Raw genomic sequence first — 21,870 nt, 5'->3', positions numbered from 1 at the left:
TTTTGTGTCAAACTAGAGATTGATGAATAAGATAGAGTTTAACAGAAATGACAAAGCAAGTAGAAATTTTCACTGACGGTTCCTGTTTGGGCAACCCAGGCCCTGGTGGTTACGGTGCTCTTCTTCGTTACCACCAACATGAAAAAACACTTAGTGAAGGTTTTTTTATGACGACCAACAATCGCATGGAGCTGCTTGCCGCTATTGTTGCTCTCGAATCTTTAAAACGCCCGTGTGACATTATTTTAACGACTGATAGCCAATATGTACGCCAAGGTATCACCCAGTGGATCCATAATTGGAAGCGTCGACAATGGCGTAAAGCAGATAAATCACCAGTCGTGAATGTTGATCTATGGAAACGATTAGATGAAGCTATTACACGCCATACTATCGATTGGCGCTGGGTCAAAGGGCATGCAGGCCATCCTGAAAATGAGAAGTGCGATCAATTAGCTCGTCAAGCCGCTGAATCACCGACGCAAGAAGATACAGGCTACCAACCCGTACAAGATTAAATTTTCATGCTTATAATTAGGGGCTCTTTGAACGATCTGTCATGCGTTTTGTTGCCCCTAATGCCGTGCTTATTTTCATTTTTTTCTGTTTAAACTTAAGTGCAGTCGGCGTCAATGGAGAAGTTCGTTTTCTTGCTACAAGAATATTTAATGTACCTATTCCAGCAATGCATTGGTTAAGACGATTTTCTGGACCAAGCCATGGAAATGCCTGACAATTACGCTGAAAAAATACTTCATAATTCAGAAGGCTTAACCAATCCGAAATTCTTATTGTGGGAAATAAACGGCTACTATAAGGTTGCTGTTTTCTGAGTATTGGTATCATTTTACCGATACCCAATAGACTAAATGGATTAAAACCTGAAATGATCAACCAGCCGTCATCCATCAATACCCGATCAACTTCACGTAAAACCCAATGTGGATCATGATTATATGCCAACATATGCGACATTAGGCAAGCATCTATCGATTTGTTCGCAAAAGGAAGTGCAAGTGGATCCGCAATAACATGAAAGCGAGGATCATTATTTCCTGCACTAAATTGATGAGATATCATGCACTCTTTAGTATCTATCTCAGTGCTTAGATGACCGAGTTTTAGTAAATGAAAGCCAAACATCTTTGGCCACCAAGAACGAAGATGATATTGCAATGCTTGCCGGTATTGCTCCCCAAAAGGGATATCAGACCAACTGACCGGCATCTCGAATTGTTTTTCAATACGCGCTGGCTTCATCAATTTCCCTTAATATAAAGTGTAGAGGTTACTATGGAGTTAATACGAGTCCCCGCTTTAAATGATAACTACATTTGGATTCTGTCTGATGCCCATCAGCAGTGTATCATTATTGACCCATCGGAGTCAGAACCTGTCCTTGAAATATTGGCACAAAAAAAACTTATACCTATCGCTATCCTATTAACTCACCATCATGACGACCATATTGGTGGTGTACAAAATATGCTCAAATCCTTTAAACATTTAACCGTATTTGGACCAAAAGAAACACAAATAAAAGGCGCGACTAAATTGGTCAATAGTGAAGATAATATCAAAATAGGTGACTTTAATTTCACAGTATTTGGACTCCCAGGGCATACCCTCGGGCATGTTGGTTTTTATCAAGCTCCATATTTATTTTGTGGTGATACACTATTTTCAGCTGGCTGTGGGAGAATATTTGAAGGTACACCTGAACAGATGTATCAATCTATTCAAAAGATAGCCGCTCTCCCTGATGACACGTTAATTTGCTGTGCTCACGAGTATACACAGTCTAATCTGAAATTTGCCCATCATATTTGGCCTGAAAATGATCAAATTAGCCAATATCAACAAGAAATTACTATCAAACGTAGTAAAAATGAACCTACTGTGCCTACAACGCTTAAAACAGAGCGAAAAATTAACCTTTTTTTACAATGTGATAACGTTGAACTACAAAAAAAATTAAATATAAACCAATCTAATCCACCACTTAGAGCTGTTTTTACGGTTTTACGTCAATTAAAAGACCAATATTGACGTTTAATTATTGTCTTCTTTGTGCTTGGTAAGTATTATTGTTTGACTTTTATACATGACAATAAAGAACAAAAGCATAATGAAGACAATAGCGACTATTATCGCCATTGTTCTGCTGGCTGGATGTCAAGCTTCCCCACAGAAAACTAAGCAGAACAGGTCTTCAGCAAACCACACTATTGAAACCATTGCTCCACATAATCAGGCAGCAAGTAGACAAATCTCTAAGGCCGATAACGATCTTTGGGGTTATATCAGTGATGAGCTGAAGATGGAAATACCTGATAATGCGATCATCAGGGAACAGGTAAGCAATTATTATTCAAAACAAAGCTTTCTCTATGATGTGACATTAAGGGCTGAACCTTATATGTACTGGATCGTAGAGGAAATAGAAAATCGCAACTTACCGATGGAAATGGCTTTAATTCCTATCATCGAAAGTTCATTTAATCCAAAAGCAACTTCACCAGCGCAAGCTGCCGGCTTATGGCAAATTGTTCCTATTACTGCTCGCTCTTATGGCCTAAAACAAGATCAATGGGTTGATGAACGCCGTAATTTGGTCACATCGACTATGGCTGCTTTTGATTTGCTTGAAAACTTAAATATTATGTTTGGCCATGATTGGGAACTCACTCTTGCCGCCTATAACTGTGGTGAAGGCTGCGTATTAAATGCAATCAAAAAGAATGAAGATGCAGGTTTACCAACTGACTTTTGGTCATTATCTTTACCAAAAGAAACCAAACAATATGTTCCTAAAATATTAGCACTCAGCCAAATATTGAGAACGCCTGAAAAATATCAAGTTAAATTACCTAGTAGCAATAAAAACCGAGCGCTTACCCAAGTTGATGTAGGACAACAAATTACATTAACTCAAGCAGCAGAACTAACGGGTATCTCAGAAGAATCCCTGAAGACTTATAACTCTGGTTATAAGCGAGGTGTGACATCACCGAATGGTCCTCATTATATTATGTTGCCAGCTTCAAAAGCAGAACAACTAAAATTATCGCTCTCTGATCAAGCTATTTTAGATAATATTCGTATAGCTGTTGCTCAAAACCAGAGCAAGAGACCAATACAACAAGCCAATAACTTTAATTATAAAGTTCGTAAAGGTGAGTCTGTTGCCAGTATTGCAAAAAAATTCAATACAACTAGCCAGAGTATAAAACAACTTAATGGAATGAAGACTGCAAATATTCGTCCTGGACAAACCCTGAAGATAAAAGATGCTGTATCAGCCACGAATAGCCGTAAATCCAAAACGTATCAAGTAAAGAAAGGTGACTCTTACTATAGCATCGCGAAAAGACATGGGATCAAGCTCAATGATTTAATGAGTTGGAATTCAGGTGTTAAAATGGCGGATCTAAAACCTGGAGTTACATTAAATATTTACTAAATAAAATACAAATTTGTTATATACCTACTGATTAATCGGTAGGTATATAACCTTTGATACCAAAAATTAATTATATTTATCAATATTGGTATCATATTTGATTGTAGCTAATACCTTTACAACATTGTTAAAAATTTTTCTTTAGATTATTTCATTCTTCGTAGTTTAAGTTAAAATCATCATTGTTTTTTGTAAATAAATGAAAAGCACTACTAACCCCATATAAAGTTCTATAAAAATAGCATTTAGTCAATATAGATAGTATGATAAGTTACTTTACGTACTTTTATTTAAAAAAAAATACTAGTCAGGTGGTGACTTATGCAATAAAAGTGCTATATTACTAGCATAGCAAAAATAGTTAGCACTTTAAGTCCGTATTTAAATATTAATAATGTCATTATTGATGCTTCTAAAACTGCATCTATTTAAATAGTATCTATATTATGTAAGATATTGATTAAACTAAATTTTGTATTAACTACGGCTCTTTTTATTTAGTTAATACTTGATTATTTGATATAGAAATACACATAGCGAATGCTCATCTCGCCCGCGGAGGTGATTATGGATGAATACTCACCCAAGAATTATGATATATCCGAGTTAAAATATTTGTGTAACAGCCTGAATCGAGAAGCAATTTCAAGTTTACAGAAGACTAATACACATTGGATAAATGATCTAAGTTCTCCACAGAGTGCTAGATTGAATGAACTTATTGAGCATATTACAGCCTTTGTATGGCAATATAAGATTAAATATCCAAAAGAAAATCTCGTTATATCATTAGTTGAAGAGTATCTTGATGAGACTTATGATTTATTCGGCAGCCCTGTAATAACTCTAAGTGAAATTATTGATTGGCAAAGTATGAATCAAAACCTTGTCGCAGTCCTTGATGATGATTTAAAGTGTCCAACCAGTAAAACATAAAGATATTATTCATTATTAAATAAGCTATAACACCGCATGTTATAAAGTTTTTAGCTATCAATAAATAAAAGAAAGAAAGGGTATTATGACCAAAACTGATTATCTGATGCGTTTAAGAAAATGCACAACTATTGATACACTTGAACGTGTAATTGAGAAAAATAAGTATGAACTTTCAGAGGACGAGCTGGAGTTATTTTACTCAGCAGCTGACCATCGCCTAGCAGAACTGACTATGAATAAACTTTATGACAAAATTCCAGCATCAGTTTGGAAATTTGTTAGATAACTACTTATTAATAAACTCAGATAATAACTGGTTATAGCCGATAGTTCATTTTATCGGCTCAATATATTTTTATAACATATCATTGCACATAGTCATACTAGCGCACCCATCTCTCGTGTATTTCATCTTGCTAAACATTATTTTTCCACGTTAGCTTTTAATGCTTTAACAAAAAGTATCCATTAGAATAAGAATATCTTATAAATATAAAACATTTCATAATATATAAATAAATTTCATAACTTTATTTTTAAGTTGTTCTCGTTTATAGCTGAATATATTTTTTTGATAAAATTTATGGCTAAGCTGAAGATAAGAAGAAAGGCAATTAGAACTGAATTGGGTGGGAGCTCTGCCAGCGACATCCCGGCACACACATCCCCTGCCATGGCTGCTTCCTTCCGGACCTGACCAAGTTAACAAGTTAGCGTTGCGGGAGAACCAACAGAGCCCCCATAGAATGCTTCCTAAAAAGCAGGTGCATTATGCTTGATGAAATCAGAAATAGCAAGAAAACCACCTCTAAGTGATGTTTTATTACACAATAAGACTTTTGTGTATTTTTAACCTAATAATTAACCATTATTGTGCAGGTACAAGCACTAATTCGATATCTTTCGTTATACCATTATTAATCACCTCATGCTTTTTCTCTGTTATAAACCATGTTTCACCATCGACAGAAATAGTTGCACTGACAGTAAGGTAGGCATTCGGAGGAACTTCATCCTTCTGATAACTCAGTTTAAATGGAAAAGGCGATTGCTTACCTTGAGTATCATAATATTTTTGGGATAAAATTAAGGCTGGTAGACCTACCATCGAAGTATCTGTCAACGTTACCGTAACCACTGCGTTATCAGGCAAGGCAATACGCTGTAAAATAAAAATTTTTCCATTAATCTCATTAGTTTCTAAGCTTTGTTTTACCGTATGATTGGTTATACCAAGCTTAGTCTCTTTTTCTTTATGACCTTCACAACCCGCTAACAGAGCAAGAAAAATGAAGCTAGTGGCATATTGGTGTAATTTCATGATAAATACCTAAAAAAACAAATTATTATCAAAAAATCCATTCTGTATTAATAATATTATTTTTATTGAAGATAGTTAGATTATAGCTAAAAAAGACTCATCAAGAAAATAACATTTCAAAATGTAACAAAGTATATCAATTTTGCATCTAAAGCAGAAACTGTCTACCTATTTTTGTATATTGATGTGAAAATACCCCAATCTGATATTTATTAATCAATGGTCAAGGTTATTATGAGCCCAGAACTGCAAAACTTAATCAGTCTTTTAGAGCTGGAAAAAATCGAGGAAGGTATCTTCAGAGGTCAAAGTGAAGATCTTGGTTTGCCACAAGTTTTTGGTGGGCAAGTTGTTGGACAAGCAATGTATGCAGCAGAGCAAACAATCCCTGAAGACCGAGTCATCAACTCATTCCATAGTTACTTCTTGCGTCCAGGTGATAGCAAACATCCTATTATTTATGATGTTGAGATATTACGAGACGGTGGTAGCTTCAGTACTCGCCGTATCAGTGCTATTCAACATGGTAAGCCTATTTTTTTTATGACTGCATCTTTTCAGTCGCAAGAAGAAGGTTTTAACCACCAAAATGTCATGCCTGAAGTTCCATCTCCTGAAGCCTTAATTTCACAAGATGAAATCATTCAGCGTCTAGCCGATAAATTACCTGAATCTATAAAAAAATACGCTTTACGCCCAAATCCTTTTGAATTTCGTCCCGTACAGTTTTATAGCCCATTTGACAGCCCTCCACTAGAGCCTTTTCGTTATATTTGGTTTAAAACAAAAGGGCAATTACCTGATATCTCCTCACTTCATAATTATTTATTAGGCTATGCCTCGGACTATAATTTTTTGCCTGCAACATTGCAGCCACATGGTCGCGGTTTTATGGAAAGAGATTTACAGGTTGCAACCATCGACCATTCAATGTGGTATCACCGTCCGTTCAGAATTGATGATTGGTTGTTATATGCAATTGAAAGCCCTTCAGCTTCTGGAGGCCGTGGTTTTGTTAAAGGTCAAATCTACAACAAAAAAGGAGCTTTAGTTGCCACTGCGGTTCAAGAAGGTGTGATACGAAAAAGAAAACCTCATTAAGCTTTAACTTAGGTTAATAAATCAAATCTTACGCAAGTAATGACTACATCGTATTGAAATCACTCATAAGAACAACGGCAGCATATATTGCTGCCGTTATCGTAAATATTATTATAGTTAGTACTAAGTTACATGTAATTAATTATACGCACTTTCACCATGATAAGTAATGTCGAGACCTTCTCTTTCGTGTTCAACATTGACACGTAGTCCTGTTGTTTTATCCGCAATAACGAAAGCCAGATAGGCAACAATCGCTGTCCATACGACACATATAAGTACGCTAAATGCCTGAATTCCAACTTGCTTAATCATGGTGACGCCTTCAGCATAACCCATACCGCCTAAGGTGGCTGATGTAAAGACGCCGGTGAGTAAACAACCAACCACACCACAAACGCCATGTACACCAAATACATCGCACACATCATCAACTTTCAACCAGCGTTTAAGAATAACAACACCCCATAGCCCTGCAATACCAGACACTAAACCAATTATTAGTGCACCTCCAACACCTACGGTTCCTGCCGCTGGTGTAACACCAACTAAACCCGCTAAACATCCAGAACAAGCACCTAATAGTGAAGGTTTATCCCTAAATATCCACTCGCCAATTGTCCATGATAAAATTGCCCCAGATGCCGCAATCACAGTGTTAATAAATGCTAATGCAGCAATCGAATCAGCACTTCCTGCAGAGCCTGCATTAAAACCAAACCAACCAATAAAGAGAATTGCTGTTCCCATAAACACCATTGGTAGATTATGTGGTTTAATTGCCTCTTTACCTAAACCAGTTCGTTTACCAAGTAAGTAGGCACCTACAAGACCTGCAACCGCAGCATTAATATGAACAACTGTTCCGCCAGCAAAATCCAATGCACCATCTTGAGCTAACAATCCACCACCCCAGACCATATGCGCCATTGGCAAATAGGCAAATGTTGTCCAAATAAATGTAAATATAAGTATGGCGGAAAATTTGATTCTTTCACCCAGTGCACCGACAACCAGTGCAACAGTCAAACATGCAAAAGCACCTTGGAATGCAACATGGACGAATTGTGGAATTGTTGCTGATAAGCTTTCAATGCTAATTCCTTTAAGCATAAACTGCTCAAAACCACCAAAGAAATCATTTCCTTCACTAAAAGCAAAACTATAACCATAAACTACCCAAATCACAGATACGAGCGCTAGAATAACCATGGTTTGAGCCATCAATGACAATACGTTTTTACTTCTGAGTAAGCCTCCATAAAATAAGGCGATACCAGGAACGATCATGAATAAAACCAATGCGGTACAAACCATCATAAATGCATTATCAGCTTTATCTAAGGTCGTATCAGCTGCAAATACACTGACAGGAAAACACACCATAATTAGCAAATACAAACACTGAAACAGTTTACTCATCGCCGTTCTCCTATAGTGCTTCATCTTGCTTTTCACCAGTACGAATACGTATGGCCTGTTCAAGCTCTAATACAAATATTTTGCCATCCCCAACTTGACCTGTATTAGCTGCTTTTTCTATTGATTCGATAACTTGGTCAGCAAATTCATCTGAAACGGCAATTTCCATACGAACTTTTGGTAAGAAATCGACGGTATATTCTGCACCTCGATATAATTCGGAATGGCCTTTTTGACGTCCAAAACCGCGAACCTCAGTAATTGTCAGACCTTGTATTCCTATATCTGAAAGTGCCTCTCTTACTTCATCTAGCTTAAAAGGCTTAATGATCGCGATGATATATTTCATTTCCCCTCCGGTTAATATAATTCCCTGTCTATCCAGCTAAATACACGCAGTAGCAACACTCAAGACTGCAATAACACTTAAAGCAAGTAGCGTGCCAAAAAAACAAAAAGTAACAAACTTAAACCAATTATTCTTATAATTCAAATAGTAATGAAAAAACAAAAGGCCACTCAAATGAGTGGCCTTTTTCGAATGCATTACAAATGTGCAACAATAACTAGATTAAAATTGATTCAGACACGGTATCATCATGTGAATTTAATGATTCCCCAACTTGCTGTAGCTGGTACATTTGGAAGTACCGCCCTTTTTGTTGTAGCAATTGTGCATGGTTTCCTTTCTCAACAATTGCACCACGATGGAGCACAACAACTTGCTCCGCATCAACGATCGTAGATAATCGATGAGCAATAACGACTAATGTTGTTGTCTCTCGAATAATCCGCAGTGCTTTTTGAATTGCTTGTTCAGTTCCTGAATCGATATTAGCTGTTGCTTCATCAAGAATTAAAATTTTGGGGGTCACAACTAATACACGAGCTATCGCTAGCAGCTGCCTTTGCCCGACAGAAAGCGTATTCCCTTGCTCACCTAATAGTGTATCAAGTCCATCAGGCAATAAGCGTACATATTCAGCTAGCTGTACTGTTTCTAGCATTTGCCAAACTTTTTCTTGTGTCACATCTCGCCCTAATGCAACATTATCGAAAAATGATGCCGCTAATACGACAGGATCTTGTTGCACCATTGCGATGCCATTGCGTAGAACTTGGTGCGAAAGCGAGTGCAAATTTCGCCCATCAAGTAAAATCTCACCTTTCTGCCAAGGGTAATAGCCCATAATCAAGTTTGCTATGGTACTTTTACCACTACCTGTATGCCCTACCAATGCAAGAAAACTATTTTCAGGAACATGAAGGTTAATATCATTTAGCACATTTTTATTTTCACGATATGCAAATGATAGGTTTTGAATATCGATAGCACCGCCTTGTAATGGTTGTATATTTTCACCATAACCTTGCTTTGGACTATCCATTAATTCAAATACTCGCTCTCCAGACACGACTGCTTGCTGCAACATCGATTGTTGAGAAGTCAACTCAATCAATGGTTCATTTAAACGCCCTAAATAATTGATAAATGCATATAAAACACCAACACCAATGGTTGCTGTTCCATCTAATCCGAACAATAGTAATAAGCCACAAAGAACCAATGCAGAAATCAAGCTTAATAAAGGGCGAAGCAATAATCCATCGAGTTTCAATGCCTTCATTCGAGCACGATAATGTTCTTGGCTAGATTCAAGCATTTTTTCGCCAAACCGTGCTTGTTGACGAAACTGCTGAATCACTGTCATTCCATTAATTATCTCATTGAAACCATTATTAATATCAGCAAGATAAGAACGAATACGGCGAACTATGGGCGTGCTCAAGCGTTGGTATATGACCATAATAGCCATAACAACAGGAAATATCATGATAGCAACCAAAGCCATACGCCACTCAAGAGTGAACATTGCGATGAGCATGGTACAAATCAGTGCTAAGCTACGAAATACCGTCGGTACAACCATAATAAATAGATCTTTGATCACTTCAGTATCATTCGTAACTCGAGATATAATTTGCCCTACAGGTTGTTTATCAAATGCACTCAACGGCTGCCTTAATGCAGCATTCATCACATCAGTACGCAACGTTTGTACTATACCGATAGCTGTTTTATTAAATAATATTTTTTGATAATAGTGCAAAAACGCAGCTATTAATTGTAATAACACAAAACCAACCACCATATACAATGCCAACGGCATAATGATTTGTTTTTTTGCAACCATATTATCGATAAAATAACTTATAAGTAATGGCCCGCTAACCTCAGCAATCGCGGCAATCCATAGCATCACGACTCCAATTGACATCGCTCTGCGGTAAGCCTTACCATAGGCTAATAGGCGTTTTAAAGCTGGCCATAGTGGTTTTCTCTGGCTCATAAATCACCATCCAAAGCCGCTTCAATTTGTTGGTAATGATACATATCTTTATACCAACCCGGCTGAGCTATTAAAGAAGCGTGAATTCCCTCTGCAATTATGCCCCCTTGTGATAACACGATAATATTATCAGCCTCTACTAATGCCGATAAACGGTGCGCACTGATGATAAGTGTCTTACCTTGTCGCCAGCGGTTTAAATTTTGCAAGATAGTAAACTCAGTCTGGCCATCAACGGCAGATAGAGAATCATCTAAAATCAAAATTTCTGCATTTTGCAAAATAGCTCGTGCAATAGAGATCCGCTGTTTCTGTCCACCTGAAAGCATCACACCTCTTTCACCAACCTGTGTTTGGTATCCTTCTGGTAATCTCAATATGTCTTCGTGAACACAAGCTATACGAGCAGCCTCTTCAATTTGTTCCATCGTTGCTTGTGGATCGCCCAATGCAATATTTCCTGCAATGGTATCTGAAAATAAAAAAGGTGATTGATTAACTATCGCTAAACGACTTCGCCATTCATCGAGTCGAATATCTGGCAATCGTTTATTTTGATAATTAATACAACCTTCTGTGAGATCAAATTGACGTTGAAGCAAAGTAATCAATGTTGATTTTCCTGCTCCCGTTGACCCACAGATCCCTAAAAATTGCCCCGGATTAAGATCAAATTTAATATCATGAAGTGCTACACGTTCTGTGTCTGGATAGATAAAAGACTTAATGTCTACGTTTAACTCTCCACTTTCTGCTTGAAGTGATTCACGTCCATCTTCAATAACTAAAGGTTCATCGAGCAAGGCTCGAATACGGCTGTAAGCAGCACTACCGCGTTCAACAATATTAAACATCCATGCTAGTGCGAGCATTGGCCAAATCATCAAACCTAAATACATAATAAAGCTTGTTAATTCACCCAGAGTTAAAGTGCCTTGTAACACCATCCAACTTCCCCCAGCAACAGCAAGGAGGTTAGCCATACCTACAGCAATAAAAATTGTCGGGTCAAAGCGTGCATCGACTTTAGCGACATGCATATTACGACGCCCAGCTTCCGTGGCGACTTGTTCGAATTGATTAGATTGATGCTCTTCGAGACCAAACGCTTTAATCATGCGAATACTAGTTAAGCTTTCTTGCGCTTGATTATTCAGAGATGAAAATGCTCCTTGAGCATACTTAAAGCGATGGTGAAGTTGATCGCCATAGCGCTTGATGACAAGAGCCATAATAGGCATAGGTATCAACGCTAACAGTGTCAGTTGCCAGCTAATCTCCACACTCATCATAATAAGTACCGCACAGCCCATCACGAGTGAATCAACAAACGTGAGTACCCCTTCCCCTGCGGCAAAGACAACACGATCAACATCATTAGTCGTGCGAGCAATCAAATCTCCAGTTCTGTATCTCAAGTAAAAGGATTGGTTCTGAAGACTTAATTGCCGATAGAATTTTTGACGTAGCTGTACTGCTAATTTATAGGAAGCACCAAATAGCCAAATCCGCCAAACATAACGTAGCCCATAGATAAGAACAGCAATCAATATCATCAATGCAACATAGGAAACCAATTGGCTCATAGCCATCGTTTCATTGCTAATGCCATCTACAACAATCCCCACAAGTCGTGGTGGAATAAGCTGTAAAATAGCAATGATAATTAAAAAGCAAACTGCGCCAGCATAGCGTCGCCATTCACTAATAAAATACCAGAGTAGTTGTGAAAATAATCGCACTTAGTTATTGCCTTGAATGAGGTTTGATTCATTGCCGTTATTCAGCATTTCTGCTGATGCAAATGACAGATAAATTATAGGGATTGTTGACCTTTGCTGTTTATTTTTACTACGTACATTGATTGAAATAATAGTAATATTATCATATAGCACATTAGACTGATTAAAAAAAACTACCCCCTCCAAGAGGAAAATGAAAAGAACCTTTCGGATTCAATTACTTCAGGTTCACTTAAAAGCGATTTTTCGCTGTGTTAAGCGAATTTAACCTAGTTCACTCGGCTACAAATAATTCACTTTAGTTTTTTTACTTTAAATAAGGGCTTTTTAATTCGAATTAAATTCGACCTTCCAAAACCAACAGCCTCTAGACTAACATTACTAATCAGGGATAGGTAGCACAGTAGTATACTTGATTTTTTCCATTGCAAAACTAGACGTTACATCAATTAGACCTTGAACGCCATTGACTAATTTTTTATAGAAAAAGTCATATGACTTCATATCACTGACTTCAACTTGCATTAAATAATCATACTCGCCTGCCATGCGATAGAACATTAATACCTCGGGTAATTGGCTAACAAATGACACAAATTGCTCATACCATTCGCTATTATGGTGCTGTGTTTTGATCATCACAATCACGGTAAGACCTAAACCTAATTTTTCGCCATCAAGTAAAGTAACACGACCACGAATATAACCATCATCTTCTAAGCGCTTCAGTCTTTTCCAACAAGGTGTGGAGGTTAAATTGACTGATTCCGCTAGTGAATTCAAGGATAGACTACTGTCATGTTGCAATAAGCGTAGTAATTTTTTATCTATCTTATCTAGCATGTTCACTCTCTTTTATATGTTTGCAATAAAATATCATCGTTTCCATTAATCATAGGATTATTTTATCCAAATTGATTTACCACAACATAAATAGTTTATCACTTAATGATCATAGGTAAAATTAACGCTGTTCATCCTAATCTAGCATCGTTAACATAGATCTCTCGAAAAATGACCATATAAAATTCTATTTAATGAGAGGAGTGTTTATGAAACGTGCTGTTGTCGTGTTCAGTGGTGGGCAAGATTCGACTACCTGTCTAATCCAAGCACTAAAAGATTATGATGAGGTACATTGCATCACTTTTGATTATGGCCAACGCCATCGTTTTGAAATCGAAGTTGCACAAAAATTAAGTATTTCTCTAGGTGTTGCTGCACACAAAGTATTAGATGTCACACTCCTCAATGAATTAGCCGTTAGCAGTCTAACTCGTGACAATATTCCTGTACCTAGTTTTGATGAGAGTGAAGCAAGCGGCCTTCCTAGTACATTTGTCCCGGGAAGAAATATTCTCTTTTTAACTCTCGCCGCGATTTATGCTTATCAAGTTCAAGCGGAAGCTGTTATTACGGGTGTATGCGAAACAGACTTCTCTGGTTATCCTGATTGCCGAGATGAATTTGTCAAAGCGCTAAACCATGCTGTTAGTCTAGGATTAGCAAAAAATATACGCTTTGAAACCCCTTTAATGTGGCTAGATAAAGCACAGACATGGGCTCTAGCCGACTATTATGGGCACTTACAAACCATACGTGAACAGACTCTTACCTGTTATAATGGAATACAAGGCGATGGTTGTGGAGAATGTGCTGCATGCCACCTTCGTAGCAAAGGTTTAAATCACTATTTAAATAATAAAGATATGGTTTTATCTTCATTAAAAAAATTCATCAACCTTAATTAGTAAAACATCAATTATAACAAATGTGATATGACCAGAAAGTAACTGCTGGCTTTCCGGTCATAATATTAAATTTAAATAAACTCGTTAGCATCGTTTTTTGATATTTGTTCTAACTGCTCGATTTTTTCAAGAAGCTCGCCGTCAATGACAACCGCTTTATTTAAAACTACATCGATAAAAACAAATTTCATCAACGCATCAGAAATCATTTCTTTTTTACCTTGTCTTTCGCGCGTTATCTGTTGATAACATTTGAAATTTTTAGCATTAATTTTCTCAACACGACTGGCTATGGTAAGTTCATCACCAATAATAGCACCTCGATAGTAGTTCACATTTATATTAACAACAACCATAGCAAATTTACGTTTCCGAACCCAATCATGAAAATGTTGTCTATCCAACCAAGCCCAACTGTCTGATTCATAAAACTCTAAATAACGCGCGTTATTAACATGTTGAAAGACATCGATATGATAGCCACGAACCTTTATTTGCGTTGCCATAACTACTCCGACCAGTTTAATTTGATTACAAAAAGATAACAAAGAATTAGGTCTTTCGCCAAAACAATATTAGTTATTTGACTTATATAAAAATAATTAATGATAACTACATTAGTTTACATTATTAATGAGCGCTAAATCATACTTATACCTTCATTTAATTTCATTATGTAAAAATGAGTGCCTACATAAATCAGTAGGCACTAATCACTTTATAAAATTAATTTATCTCTATTTTTTTCCAAAAATGAAGGTCCTATACCTTTAACTTCCAAAATATTCTCTATTGAATTAAATGCCCCATATTTATCTCTATATTCCACAATTGCCTTAGCTTTTTGCATACCAATACCATTAAGTTTTTCAGCTAACACCTCAGCACTTGCTTGGTTGATGTTAACCTGACTAGGATTTTGCGAACTAACTGTTGGAGAACTATCCTCTGTAGACTTCTTATTCACGGCCGTAATCACTGGTTTATCTGGCTCTATTTTTTTTGCTAGCGCCTGAGGTGAGCACATAAATATTACTGACATTACCAATGCACTATTTATCCCTTGTTTTATTAATTTCATCCATGTCATTGTGATTCTCCTGTTTAAGTTGAGATAACACAATGCCAAAGCCATACTGCAAAAGCTTTTGTATGAATATAACAATGAGAAAGGCCACCCAAAGGTGGCCTTGATAGACTGGTTATTACATCCGGAATTGCGAAGCGATTTGCAATTTATTCGAGATTTAATACTTCAATTTTAGCGTTATTACGTAAGTTCATTATCAGAGCCTCATTGACAGCTGCACCCATCATGTCTTTGTAATCTTTGGTTAATTGCGTTAATTCACTTTCAGAAGCTTTACCAGGCATTACTTGATCAAGCTGGATCACAACTAAATTGTCTTGTGCATCGCGTGCAGTCGCATAAGTTGCTTTACCTTTCGCAGGTTTAGCCATTGCCATTGCAGCACCGATGACTGGTGTTTGAGGCATAAGACGAGAAACCGTTTCAGAAGTTCCAAATTGGACTCCAGCAGCACTTAATGCAGCCTCACCTTTATCTTCTTTTAATGCTACAACCAGTTTGTCGCCTTCAGTTTTTAACATAGCTTCTGCTTTTTGGCGCTTAACTAACGTTTCAATGTCAGATTTAACCGTTTCTAATGATTCAGTTTGCTCTGGCTTAAATTGAGAAACACGGACGACAAATGCTCGATCACCTTCAACGTTAATCACATCAGAGTTAATACCCGTAGAACCGTTTTTATCAATTAAACGTTCACTGAAGACTTCATTCACAACTTTAGGAAAATTTAGTGCCGCAGGTGGATTATTTCTATCAAACCAATCCGTTGTGACAACTTTCAAGCCAGAGATATCTTCTACAGAAATCAATGACTCATTGTCGTTTGTTGCTGCTTCACTGACTTTTTGTTGTAAGTCATAGAACTGCTTAACATTTTTTTCTTGGGTAAGCGTACTTTGCAGACTGTCTTTGACTGAATCAAAGGACTTGATACTTTCTGGCTTGATATCATCTAAACGGAAAATAACAAAATTTGTTCCTGACTCAATAGGTACTGAAATTTGGCCTTTTTCTATTAAATTAGCACTAACAATTTCAGCTGGGGTTGATGCGCTTTCCATCCAACCAATAACACCTTGATTGCCAGCACTAAATTTATCCGTTGATTTTTCAGCTGCTAGCGCGCCAAAGTCAGTACCTTTTTTTAGTTCATCAGCAATCACTTTAGCTTCTTTCTCAGACGCAACTTGAATCATGCTGTATTGCCTCTGTTCTGCTTGAGTATAATTTTTCAGGTTTTGCTCGTAATAGGCTTTCATTTCTTCGTTAGAAACAGTTTGCTCAGGCATCGCTGCAGCATCCATTTCAACATAGCTAACTTGTACTTTTTCAGGTGAAATAAAGCTATTTTGATTCGCATCATAGTAAGCTTTGATCTCATCATCTGTTACTGACTGCTTTGCTTGAGCATCAGCTAAAGAAAGTGTTGCAGTGCGAATCTCACGCTCTTGTAAAAATAGCTCTGCGTAAGCTTTAACTTCTGAAGGCAAAGTAAAATCTGTTCCAGTGAAAGAGCTTGCTAATTGTGCGCGAACTAAGTCACTGCGCACTTGAGCCGCAAAGTTATCTGCGTTGACATTATATTGCGCTAAGATTTGACGGTATTTGTCACCATCAAATTGCCCATTAGTTTGGAAAACAGGCATTGCAAAAATAGCTTTTTCTATTTGCGCATCACTAGCCGATAGATTTAATTCGTTTGCATATTGATTAATCAATTGATTATTGATTAAGTTATCAAGCGCTTGGCGACGCAATAACTTCATGCTTTCTTCATTACCAGCAACTTCAGAAAACTTATCACCCAAGTATTCCTGTAAAGATTGACGTTCTTGCGAGAAAGCCTGTTGTAATTGTTCCCTGCTAATTGACTGTCCATTAACTTCCGCAGCATCATTGCTTGAACCGCCAATTACATAACCGGCAACACCTGTCAGCACAAATGACAGAATAATAATACCCAGTAGCACTTTGATAAAAGGACTATTTGCCTTCGTGCGTAGATTGTCCATCATAAAAAGGCTTAACTCCGCTTTGTTGAATTCAATTTCTTAATAATACGCTAATCTTAACTCAGATTGAAAAAAAAGCGCACCATTTCCATGGTACGCCTCTATATTAGCTGATTAATAATATTCAGTCAGTGTGAGTTTTAGAAAAAATAAAACAAACTCAAAATAAAACTGTATTAAGCATTAACCGCGTCTTTTAAGCCTTTACCCGGACGGAAAGCAGGTACTTTTGCCGCAGCAATCTTAATTTCTTGACCTGTTTGTGGATTACGTCCTGTACGAGCAGCACGTTCACGAACAGTGAATGTACCAAAGCCAACTAAAGCAACATCATCACCTTTGCTCAGTGAACCTGTTACTGATGCAACAAATGCATCAACAACACGGCCTGCAGCAGCTTTAGAAATATTCGCTTCAGAAGCGATTTGATCAATCAGTTGAGACTTATTCACTCTTATCATCCCCATATTAGTTTTGACTATGATCTTAATTAGACTATTAAGCTAATTAATGATGCAGTCGTTATATCAATCCTGAATGCCAATGGCAAGAGAACAGATTATATCCAAATAATTATCAGAATCATCGTTAAATTAGCGACGAAAAAAAAGGCTGACAATCCCAAAATTAGCTGTCAGCCTCACTTTTTTACAAACTTCTTGATTTAGCTCACTCTTTTTCGATTATTTTTTTACAACTTCCATACCAGATGGTGGATTTTGTAACGCTAAAGAGAGTACTTCTTCAATTGTTTTAACTGGGTGAATCTCCAAATCAGCAATTACGTTTTCTGGAATTTCTTCTAAATCACGCTTGTTTTCAAATGGAATCAGTACTGTTTTAATACCACCTCGATGCGCTGCTAGTAATTTCTCTTTCAGCCCACCGATCGGCAAAACAAGTCCTCTGAGTGTGATTTCACCAGTCATAGCAACATCTGCTTTTACTGGATTTCCCGTTAAGCACGAAACTAATGCAGTCGACATTGCAATACCCGCACTTGGGCCATCTTTAGGTGTCGCACCTTCAGGAACATGCACATGGATATCACGTTTTTCATAAAAATCGCTGTTAATACCTAATTTCTCTGCTCGAGCACGTACAACCGTTAATGCAGCTTGAATAGACTCCTGCATAACTTCACCAAGAGAACCGGTATAAGTTAGTTTCCCTTTACCAGGAACGCATGCTGTTTCAATAGTAAGTAAGTCACCACCCACTTCGGTCCATGCTAAGCCTGTAACTTGCCCTACGCGGTTTTCTGTATCAGCTTGTCCATAATCGAATTTACGCACACCTAAAAAGTCTTTTAAGTTTTCAGCATTAATTTCGATATGTTTAAGCTTTTTATCCATTAATAAGGATTTAACTGCTTTACGGCATAATTTTGAGATTTCACGCTCAAGACTACGAACCCCAGCCTCACGTGTGTAGTAGCGAATAATGCTTACTAATGCGCTATCTTCAATTGTTATCTCACCTTTTTTCAATGCATTACGCTGAATTTGCTTAGATAACAAGTGTTGTTTCGCAATATTCAATTTTTCATCTTCGGTGTAACCAGAAAGACGAATAACTTCCATACGATCTAACAATGGAGCCGGAATATTCATTGAGTTAGATGTTGCCACAAACATGACATCAGAAAGATCGTAATCAACTTCCAAATAATGGTCGTTAAATGCAACGTTCTGTTCTGGATCTAACACCTCTAAAAGTGCTGATGCAGGATCACCACGCATATCAGATGACATTTTATCTATCTCATCCAACAGGAATAGTGGGTTTTTAACGCCAACTTTTGCCATTTTCTGGATCAGTTTACCCGGCATAGAACCGATATAGGTACGACGATGTCCACGAATTTCAGCTTCGTCACGAACACCACCTAGAGCCATACGGGTATACTCACGACCAGTTGCTTTCGCAATAGACTGGCCAAGAGACGTTTTACCAACTCCAGGAGGTCCAACTAAACATAAAATTGGCCCTTTAATTTTGCTAACTCGGCTTTGTACTGCCAGATATTCTAATATACGCTCTTTAACGCGATCTAAGCCATAATGGTCTGTATCAAGGATTTCTTGCGCCTTAACCAGATCCTTTTTAACTTTGCTACGTTTATTCCATGGTACCTGAACCATCCAATCGATATAACTACGTACGACAGTCGCTTCCGCAGACATTGGTGACATCATTTTTAGCTTTTGTAATTCAGCTTCAGCCTTTTCATGAGCCTCTTTCGGCATCTTCGCATCTTCGATTTTACGTTTCAGCGATTCATATTCATCCGGCGCATCATCCATCTCACCAAGCTCTTTTTGAATGGCTTTCATTTGCTCATTCAAATAATATTCACGTTGGCTTTTTTCCATCTGCTTTTTAACACGATTACGAATACGTTTTTCAACTTGTAGCAGCTCAGTTTCTGATTCCATCATTGCCATCAGGAATTCAACGCGCTCTGAAATATTCGCCATCTCTAACACACGCTGTTTATCTGCCAATTTAAGTGGCATATGAGATGCTATCGTATCAGCTAGTTTATCCAGTTGATCTTGTTCGATAGAATGCAGTGATGTCAGGACTTCAGGTGGAATTTTTTTATTCAGTTTGATGTAACTTTCAAACTGGCTAACAATTGTGCGATAGAGAACCTCTTGTTCTTTTTCATCAAGAACATCTGAAGATGGCGTTTTTGTGCCTTCTTCATCATAAAACATTTCGGTCTCTGGGGTGTGTTTTGCTGACTCAGGTTCTAAGTATTCCGCTTGAGCTAAGAAATACTCACCATTGTCAGTCAAACTACTAATACGCGCTCTTTTAAGCCCTTCAACTAATACCTTAACTGTTCCATCAGGCAGTTTTAGCATTTGGATAACAGAAGCTATTGTACCAACAGAAAATAAATCATTAACCCCAGGCTCATCAGTGGAGGCCTCTTTTTGGGCTACCAGCATAACTTGCTTATCATGATCCATCGCTGCTTCCAGACTGTGAATGGATTTTTCACGTCCAACAAACAGTGGGATCACCATGTGTGGGTATACCACTACATCACGCAGAGGCAATACTGGTATTTCAATGCGTTCGGAACGCTCTGGATTCATAAAGCTCTCTCTTCGTTTAGCTCACGCTAGTTTAAGGGTTTCCGATTATTGCTTAAAAATCTTTATTTAAAAACAAAGAAACCGCACTCAGAATATAAACTATATGGGGACAAGATTTTAGCATTCAATGGTACTTAAACATAAAAAGCAAAATGAGGGAAAGACCCTCATTTTGTTTTATGACTTAATTTGAGCTAAATCTTAGGTGTTAATTATCACCGGAGGCTTGGGCATCAGGCTTGCTGTAGATCAGTAATGGATCAGATTGTTCATTAATAACATTCTCATCAACAACTACTTTAGCTACATTATCCATAGAAGGTAGGTCATACATTGTATTTAGCAATGTAGCCTCAACAATAGAACGTAGACCTCGAGCACCGGTTTTACGTGCCATCGCTTTTTTCGCAATAGCTTTTAACGCTTCTTCACGAAACTCTAATTCAGTACCTTCAAGACTAAATAACGCTTGATACTGTTTTGTTAATGCATTTTTCGGTTCTTTCAGAATCTGAATCAATGCTTCTTCGCTCAGTTCAGTCAAGGTTGCAACGACAGGTAAGCGACCAATAAACTCAGGAATAAGACCAAACTTAATCAAATCTTCTGGCTCAGCTTGCGCTAATAATGCACCTTCAGTTACTTTTTCTGATTCGCCTTTAACTTCAGCAGCGAACCCGATGCCTGAACGTGTATTTAAACGCTGACCGATAACCTTATCAAGGCCAGCAAAAGCACCACCACAGATAAATAATATCTTAGATGTATCAACCTGTAAAAACTCTTGCTGTGGATGCTTACGGCCACCTTGCGGTGGAACTGCTGCAACTGTTCCTTCAATCAGTTTCAACAATGCTTGCTGTACACCTTCCCCAGAAACATCACGAGTAATCGATGGGTTGTCCGATTTACGAGAAATTTTGTCAATTTCATCGATATAGACAATACCACGTTGTGCTTTTTCAACATCGTAGTCACATTTTTGTAGGAGTTTTTGAATGATGTTTTCAACATCCTCACCCACATAACCAGCTTCAGTTAATGTTGTCGCATCTGCCATCGTAAATGGCACATCCAAGTAACGAGCAAGTGTTTCTGCAAGCAATGTTTTACCACTACCCGTTGGGCCTATCAGCAAAATATTGCTTTTACCGAGTTCAACCCCTTCCTTTGTAGTATCACCATTACGTAAACGCTTGTAGTGATTGTAGACAGCAACAGCTAGAACTTTCTTCGCTTTTTCTTGGCCAATGACGTAATCATCAAGGTGCTCTCTAATTTCATGGGGTGTCGGTAGCGCACTACGCTCACGATGAGGAGCCAGCTCTTTGATCTCTTCACGGATGATATCGAGACATAAGTCGACGCATTCATCACAGATATAGACTGATGGACCGGCAATCAGCTTACGGACTTCATGCTGACTTTTTCCGCAGAAAGAGCAGTACAACAGTTTACCTGATCCCTCTTTGCGCTTTTCTGTCATCAGGTGACCTCACTTATAGTCATATTACTTTTTTAATCAAAATATTATATAGAATAAACAAAGTAATAAATTTCTTTAATAT

Annotated in this window: 20 protein-coding genes and 1 other RNA gene; 7 read left to right on the top strand and 14 right to left on the bottom strand. The window is 37.6% G+C overall.

Translation table 11 applies throughout. The annotated features are described in order from the left end of the window. Positions 1–47 precede the first annotated feature (47 nt). On the top strand, positions 48–518 hold the full coding sequence (rnhA, locus tag OOA_RS16935; protein ID WP_008913393.1) for a ribonuclease HI: 471 nt from the start codon (positions 48–50) through the stop codon (positions 516–518). A gap of 16 nt (positions 519–534) precedes the next feature. Here the strand turns inward: rnhA and OOA_RS16930 are convergent, their stop codons facing one another. Then, a complete protein-coding gene (locus tag OOA_RS16930) occupies positions 535–1,260 on the bottom strand; it encodes a class I SAM-dependent methyltransferase (protein ID WP_008913392.1) in 726 nt (241 codons plus the stop codon). Positions 1,261–1,293: 33 nt separating this feature from the next. Between OOA_RS16930 and gloB the strand changes: the two genes are divergently transcribed. From gloB to OOA_RS16910, 4 genes are all read left to right on the top strand, one after another. Then, positions 1,294–2,049, top strand: a complete 756-nt coding sequence (gene gloB / locus OOA_RS16925; protein ID WP_008913391.1) for a hydroxyacylglutathione hydrolase — start codon at positions 1,294–1,296, stop codon at positions 2,047–2,049. Between the two features lie 79 nt (positions 2,050–2,128). Further along, complete coding sequence (gene mltD / locus OOA_RS16920) at positions 2,129–3,463, top strand: murein transglycosylase D (RefSeq protein ID WP_008913390.1); 1,335 nt, start codon at positions 2,129–2,131, stop codon at positions 3,461–3,463. Positions 3,464–4,030: 567 nt separating this feature from the next. Continuing rightward, the gene (tomB, locus tag OOA_RS16915) at positions 4,031–4,399 is read left to right on the top strand and encodes an Hha toxicity modulator TomB (protein ID WP_008913389.1); all 369 of its coding nucleotides are present in this window, start codon (positions 4,031–4,033) and stop codon (positions 4,397–4,399) included. An 85-nt stretch (positions 4,400–4,484) separates the two neighbouring features. Beyond that, positions 4,485–4,688 carry an HHA domain-containing protein gene (locus tag OOA_RS16910; RefSeq protein WP_004927064.1) on the top strand — a complete coding sequence of 68 codons (204 nt, stop codon included), beginning with the start codon at positions 4,485–4,487 and terminating at the stop codon, positions 4,686–4,688. 350 nt (positions 4,689–5,038) lie between these two features. On the opposite strand, the gene ffs is transcribed toward OOA_RS16910, so the two are convergent. Next, positions 5,039–5,135: signal recognition particle sRNA small type (ffs, locus tag OOA_RS20175), an RNA gene on the bottom strand. Between the two features lie 135 nt (positions 5,136–5,270). Beyond that, positions 5,271–5,723, bottom strand: a complete 453-nt coding sequence (locus tag OOA_RS16905; RefSeq protein WP_008913388.1) for a YbaY family lipoprotein — start codon at positions 5,721–5,723, stop codon at positions 5,271–5,273. Between the two features lie 234 nt (positions 5,724–5,957). Between OOA_RS16905 and tesB the strand changes: the two genes are divergently transcribed. Next, positions 5,958–6,824 carry an acyl-CoA thioesterase II gene (gene tesB, locus OOA_RS16900; RefSeq protein ID WP_008913387.1) on the top strand — a complete coding sequence of 289 codons (867 nt, stop codon included), beginning with the start codon at positions 5,958–5,960 and terminating at the stop codon, positions 6,822–6,824. Positions 6,825–6,962: 138 nt separating this feature from the next. Here the strand turns inward: tesB and amtB are convergent, their stop codons facing one another. The 5 genes from amtB to OOA_RS16875 form a co-directional block, all read right to left on the bottom strand. Beyond that, positions 6,963–8,246, bottom strand: a complete 1,284-nt coding sequence (gene amtB / locus OOA_RS16895; protein WP_008913386.1) for an ammonium transporter AmtB — start codon at positions 8,244–8,246, stop codon at positions 6,963–6,965. Positions 8,247–8,256: 10 nt separating this feature from the next. Continuing rightward, a complete protein-coding gene (gene glnK / locus OOA_RS16890) occupies positions 8,257–8,595 on the bottom strand; it encodes a P-II family nitrogen regulator (protein ID WP_008913385.1) in 339 nt (112 codons plus the stop codon). A 217-nt stretch (positions 8,596–8,812) separates the two neighbouring features. Next, positions 8,813–10,597, bottom strand: a complete 1,785-nt coding sequence (locus OOA_RS16885; protein WP_008913384.1) for a SmdB family multidrug efflux ABC transporter permease/ATP-binding protein — start codon at positions 10,595–10,597, stop codon at positions 8,813–8,815. Next, the gene (locus tag OOA_RS16880) at positions 10,594–12,339 is read right to left on the bottom strand and encodes a SmdA family multidrug ABC transporter permease/ATP-binding protein (RefSeq protein WP_008913383.1); all 1,746 of its coding nucleotides are present in this window, start codon (positions 12,337–12,339) and stop codon (positions 10,594–10,596) included. The genes OOA_RS16885 and OOA_RS16880 overlap by 4 nt, the downstream gene beginning before the upstream one ends. Positions 12,340–12,720: 381 nt before the next feature. Next, positions 12,721–13,182: an Lrp/AsnC family transcriptional regulator gene (locus tag OOA_RS16875; protein ID WP_008913382.1), complete on the bottom strand. Its 462-nt coding sequence runs from the start codon at positions 13,180–13,182 to the stop codon at positions 12,721–12,723. A gap of 209 nt (positions 13,183–13,391) precedes the next feature. Between OOA_RS16875 and queC the strand changes: the two genes are divergently transcribed. Beyond that, on the top strand, positions 13,392–14,090 hold the full coding sequence (gene queC / locus OOA_RS16870) for a 7-cyano-7-deazaguanine synthase QueC (protein ID WP_008913381.1): 699 nt from the start codon (positions 13,392–13,394) through the stop codon (positions 14,088–14,090). A 71-nt stretch (positions 14,091–14,161) separates the two neighbouring features. Here the strand turns inward: queC and OOA_RS16865 are convergent, their stop codons facing one another. From OOA_RS16865 to clpX, 6 genes are all read right to left on the bottom strand, one after another. After that, on the bottom strand, positions 14,162–14,596 hold the full coding sequence (locus OOA_RS16865; protein ID WP_008913380.1) for an acyl-CoA thioesterase: 435 nt from the start codon (positions 14,594–14,596) through the stop codon (positions 14,162–14,164). A 212-nt stretch (positions 14,597–14,808) separates the two neighbouring features. Next, positions 14,809–15,180, bottom strand: coding sequence for a ComEA family DNA-binding protein (locus tag OOA_RS16860; protein WP_008913379.1), 372 nt, complete (start codon positions 15,178–15,180; stop codon positions 14,809–14,811). Positions 15,181–15,326: 146 nt separating this feature from the next. Beyond that, entirely contained in the window at positions 15,327–17,195 is a 1,869-nt protein-coding gene (ppiD, locus tag OOA_RS16855; protein WP_040691826.1) for a peptidylprolyl isomerase, read from the bottom strand. A gap of 173 nt (positions 17,196–17,368) precedes the next feature. Then, entirely contained in the window at positions 17,369–17,644 is a 276-nt protein-coding gene (gene hupB, locus OOA_RS16850) for a nucleoid-associated protein HU-beta (protein ID WP_008913377.1), read from the bottom strand. 231 nt (positions 17,645–17,875) lie between these two features. After that, positions 17,876–20,302 carry an endopeptidase La gene (gene lon, locus OOA_RS16845; RefSeq protein WP_008913376.1) on the bottom strand — a complete coding sequence of 809 codons (2,427 nt, stop codon included), beginning with the start codon at positions 20,300–20,302 and terminating at the stop codon, positions 17,876–17,878. A 208-nt stretch (positions 20,303–20,510) separates the two neighbouring features. Then, complete coding sequence (clpX, locus tag OOA_RS16840; RefSeq protein WP_008913375.1) at positions 20,511–21,788, bottom strand: ATP-dependent protease ATP-binding subunit ClpX; 1,278 nt, start codon at positions 21,786–21,788, stop codon at positions 20,511–20,513. Between the last annotated feature and the right edge of the window lie 82 nt (positions 21,789–21,870).

Source organism: Providencia burhodogranariea DSM 19968, assembly GCF_000314855.2.
Lineage (GTDB): Bacteria > Pseudomonadota > Gammaproteobacteria > Enterobacterales > Enterobacteriaceae > Providencia > Providencia burhodogranariea.
Note: the sequence above shows the minus strand (reverse complement) of the source record. Positions and strands in the feature narration are given on the sequence as shown.